Consider the following 348-nt stretch of genomic DNA (forward strand, 5'->3'; position numbering starts at 1 on the left):
ACCTTGAAATGTATTTTGATCATCTTCATATTTTTTAATTCGTGGTAAATAATCAGTTTTAAGAGTACGTGCTAGTTTTTTAAGTCTACGTCGTTTTCGCTTGTTTTTAGAACCACCAGGAATTACTTTGGGTTCCTTAGCAATTCTAGAATCTAATATTTCAATTTCGTTAGTAGTCTGCTCAAGAATATCAGCGACACCGTCGCTGGTTGTAAGATACTCGTCTGACATTTCTTGAACGACATGCTTTTCAATCAACTCATTGTAGAGAGTCACAACTTTGTCTTTCAGTTTCGGTTGAAATTTATCAACCGCTTTTCTCCAAGTAAAGGAATATTTATTAGCATC

The 348-nt window shown here is 34.5% G+C and carries 1 pseudogene; it reads right to left on the reverse strand.

Annotation, left to right across the window (positions count from 1 at the left end):
• Positions 1-348: pseudogene (locus tag IV88_RS09320) on the reverse strand (IS5/IS1182 family transposase); the annotation flags it as partial.

Source organism: Pediococcus argentinicus, from assembly GCF_001437605.1.
GTDB lineage: Bacteria > Bacillota > Bacilli > Lactobacillales > Lactobacillaceae > Pediococcus > Pediococcus argentinicus.